3 protein-coding genes are annotated in these 4,040 nt (G+C 74.5%); all 3 read right to left on the bottom strand.

The features are described from left to right. Window positions 1–115: 115 nt before the first annotated feature. Window positions 116–2,011, bottom strand: coding sequence for a VirB4 family type IV secretion system protein (locus AC5LUJ_RS22630; protein WP_493465712.1), 1,896 nt, complete (start codon window positions 2,009–2,011; stop codon window positions 116–118). Beyond that, a complete protein-coding gene (locus tag AC5LUJ_RS22625) occupies window positions 2,008–2,862 on the bottom strand; it encodes a PrgI family mobile element protein (RefSeq protein WP_493465711.1) in 855 nt (284 codons plus the stop codon). The genes AC5LUJ_RS22630 and AC5LUJ_RS22625 overlap by 4 nt, the downstream gene beginning before the upstream one ends. Window positions 2,863–3,138: 276 nt before the next feature. Next, window positions 3,139–4,040: TrbL/VirB6 family protein (locus AC5LUJ_RS22620; RefSeq protein WP_493465710.1), on the bottom strand; the 902-nt coding region annotated here is incomplete at its 5' end.

Here is a 4,040-nt window from a genome sequence, read left to right as displayed (position 1 = left end):
GGGGTAGGGGTGGGGGGCTGGATGCGAGCATGAACGAACCTCCGGAACACAAGGGCGCGGACCCGGCCGGTCCGCACGACGCCGGCCGGCAACGGATGGGGCGTTACAGGGGTGGTCAGCAGGGGTCGGCATCCTCCGCCGGGACCGGCGCGGGAACGGCGGACCGCACCGCCGTCGCGGCGGTGGCGGACGGTGGCACGGCGGGACCGCCACCGGTGAGAGTCGGGGTGATCTCCACCGGATCGGTTGTGATCAAGGCATGTTCCTGCGGTGACGCGTCGGCGTGAAAGGCAGCCCGACGCCCGGGCCCGATAATTAACAGGGCGTCGCCGGGGCGGGCCGCGAGCAGGTGCCCGGTCTCGCCGTCGGAGAGCGCGAACGCGGTCTGGACCTGGTGGATGCTGCTGCTGTCCTGGCGCAGCAGGATCTGGGTGGCGGCGTTGGCGACGACCGCCCGGCCCAGCTCCGAGCCGAGCAGGTCGGCGGCGTCCTGCGTGACCACCGCCAGCCCGGCCCAGTGTTTACGGGCGGCCTTGGCGAGCTGGAACAGGAACCGGGCGCCAGCCGGATGCGCCATGAGCAGCCAGGCTTCGTCCACGACGACGAGGCGCCGGCGCCGGTGGGCGGGATCGGCGACCTGCCGCCAGATCGCGTCCAGAGTGAGCAGGGTGCCGGCCGGTTTGAGCTCGTCGGGCAGGTGCCGCAGGGAGAACACGAGCAGATGGCCCTGCGGGCGGGTCGTGGTCGGCCCGGCGAACAGCGTGCTGTGGCTGCCGGTGGTGTAGGGGGCGAGCCGGCCGGCGAGCACCGGCCCGACCGGATCCGCCTCGGCGGCCAGGACGGCGGCCACATCTGTCAGCAGGGGGGTGGGCCGGTCCCAGGTGGCCGGGTCGGTGGTGATCCCGGCGTGCCGGTAGGCGGTGAGGATCGCCCGGTCCACCACCGCCCGCCCGGCCGCGTCCAGCCCGTCGTCGCCGAGGAGGGTGGCGAGCAGGGTGTGGCAGAACAGCACCCGGCGTGTGAGCAGCTCCGGATCATGCCGGGCGTGGGCGGGCAGGTCGAGCGGGTTGAGGTGCACGCCGGGGGCGCCGAGCGGCAGGTGGGTGCCGCCGACCGCGGCGGCCAGCCGGGCGTACTCGTCCTCGGGGTCGACCACGGCGACCTGCACGTCCTGATACAGGCTGCGGAGCACGTCGAGTTTCGTCAGGTAGGACTTCCCGGCGCCGGAGGCGGCCAGGGTGACGGAGTTGTAGTTCGGCATCGCCCACCGGTCGTGCACGACCAGGCCGGCGGAGTGCAGGTTCGCGCCGTAGACGACCGGGCCGGCCCCCGGCCTGTCGACGTCGGGCAGGGGCAGGTCCGGGGTGGCGAACGGGAACGCCGCGCCGAGCGCCTGGCTGTCGAAGGTGCGGCGGATACGCAGCAGGTCCACCCCGAGGGGCAGGGTGGTCGCCCAGCCGGCCAGCGTCCGGAAGGTCGCCGGCTGTACCGCCAGCAGCAGGCTGTGCGCCAGCGCCGTGACCCGGGCCTTCTCCTCGGCCAGGTCCTGCACGCTGTCGGCGTAGACCGTCAGATACAGGCCCAGGCGGAACAGCCGGGACTCGCCGCGGGCGAGTCGGCCGGCGAGATCCGCCGCGTCGTGCGCGGCGGCGTCCAGCTCCGGGTCGGTGAGCCGGCCGGCGGCGGCCTCGGCGCGGCGGCCGGATTCCAACCGGCCGAGCTGGCGGCGTAGCCGCAGGGCCGCGACCGGCGGCGGGATCGGGTCCACGTGTACGGCCACGTCGAGCCGGCCGGGGTAGGCCAGCAGCGGCTCGATCCATCCCGGGCCGACCTCGCGGGGATAGCCGACCACCGTCATCGTGGCCGCGACCATGTCCGCGATCTGCAGGTGGCCGGCGGTGGCCTGCAGGCCGGGCGGGGTCAACAGCACCGGCCCGCCGGCGGCCGGCCCCGCGGCGGCGGACCGAGACCACTTCCCCGGCCGGGGGAAGGGGAAGAGGTGGCGGGTCATCGCGGGTCTCCGGCCGGTGCGGCCGTGATGGTGCCGGTGGCGGTGATGCCCGCGGGCAGCGGCGGGGTGCCGGGGTGGGCGGCGGCGGCGAGCAGGCCGGTGACCGCGTCGGCGTCCAACACCCGCACGGTCAGCCCGGCGGTTGCCAGCAGCCCGGCGGCGTCCTCGACTCGCCGCAACGCCCGGCCGGCCGCGGCGTCGCGCCCCCGAGCGCCGCCGGCCGGGGCGGGTTCCCGGGCGGTGAGCAGGATCTGCCGGGTCAGCAGGGTCCGGCGGGCAGCGAGCCCGTCGAGGAAGGCAGCATGGTCGACGGCGGCAGTCTGCAACGCCGGATGCGGCAGCTCGGCGGCCTGCGCGCGAATGCGGGTCAGATGCGGGGTGAGACGGACCGGCGCGGCCCGCACCGTGATCTGCACCGGCCCGTCCAACGCGTTGAGCATCCGGACGAACGCGGTCACCTGCCCACGGCGTTCGCTGTCCGTGCCGAGGGTGACGTTGACGCCGTCCACCTCGGCGAGCACCGCGACCCCGTCCGGGCCCAGATCCATCACCCCGGCCGCGTCCACCCCGCCGGCCAGCGGCCGGGCCGCCGCTGGGGTGTGGCGCCGGGCGGTGTCGAGATCGGGCAGCCAGCCCGGGGCGGCGGGCAGCCCGTCGGGGGCGGACAGGTGCAGGTGCGGGCGGCGGCGGTGGGCCAGCGCGGCGGCGGCGTACCGGTCCAGCGACACCCCGCCGCGCTGGCCGAGCGCGAGCGCGGCCCCGGCGGCCAGCAGCGGGACGCACAGCCCGGCGACCACCGGCAGCGGCAGCACCGGGGACAGCGCCCCGTACAGGACGGCGATCGCGAGCACGAACGGGGCGAGCAGGGCGAGTTGGCGGGCGGTCAGACCGAAAGGATCCGGTCCGGCCGGTCCACATCAGCGGGGATCCGGACCCGGTCCCGGAAACCGGCCGGACCGGACAGCGGAACAGCGGACATGCGACACCTCCATACAACAGCGCGACACAGGGAATGGGACAGCGGGTCGGGCCCGGGGCCCTGGACAGCCACCGGAGCACGGTGTCCAGTACGAATCGGGACGGACTGGACGGGACGCAGAGCGAGGTAGGGAGGGTGCGGTGAAGGGTTAGACGCGGACACCGGCGGCGGCCAGCCCCGCGCGCAGCAGCCGGTAGCGCACCAGGCTGACCACCATCGACTGGCCGCCTCCACCGCGCAGCACCAGCTGGGTCACCCAGCCCTGCAACCGGATCGCCGTATACAGCACGGCCGCGGCCGTCAGGATGTTCATCAGCCCGTCCCCGACGGACAGCAGCCCGCCCACGCCGTCCCCGGACAGCAACACCTGCAACCCCAGGATGATCAGTAGGCTCTGGCCGAGCTGGATCGCCAGGCAGCCCGCGACCGCCCGCCACCACAACGCCGCCGCTCCCTCGGTCCACGGCAGGCCATGCCAGATCAGCAGCAGCGGGCCGGCGACGGCCAGCAGCATCATCACCGTCAGCCGCACGATCCACCCCACCACGACCGTCGCGGCCAGCCCCACCACGACCAGCGACAGCAGGATCAGGAAGATGCTGGTCACCCGCCCGGCCAGCAGCACCGTCAGCAGCAGCTGCCCGGCCCCGTCGGCGTCCACCCGCTGCCCGGTCAACGCCCGCGACAGGGCGTTGGCGAACCGGATCGCGATCCCTAGCAGCGGCAGGCTCAGGTTCGCCATCACGAACGCGACCACCATCCGCGGGGCGAGCTCCTTGGCGGTGGCGCGGGTCTGGACGCTGTCATGACCCATGACCGCGATCCCGCCGACGGTAAGCACGAGCAGGAACACACTGTTCGCGATCACCGCGCTGGTTTTCCACAGCTCGACCACCCGCGGCTGGACGGTCACGTCCGGAGTGGACAGCACCGTGCGGCCCAGCAGCCGCAGCATCGGCTCGAGCGCGGCCTCGACCAAGCCGGCGAACCAGCCGTTGATCGCCCGGGTGATCCGGCCGGCGATGTCCAGCCAGCCGAACAGCCCACCCC

It is taken from the genome of Protofrankia sp. CiP1_Cm_nod3, assembly GCF_982290655.1.
Note: the sequence above shows the minus strand (reverse complement) of the source record. Positions and strands in the feature narration are given on the sequence as shown.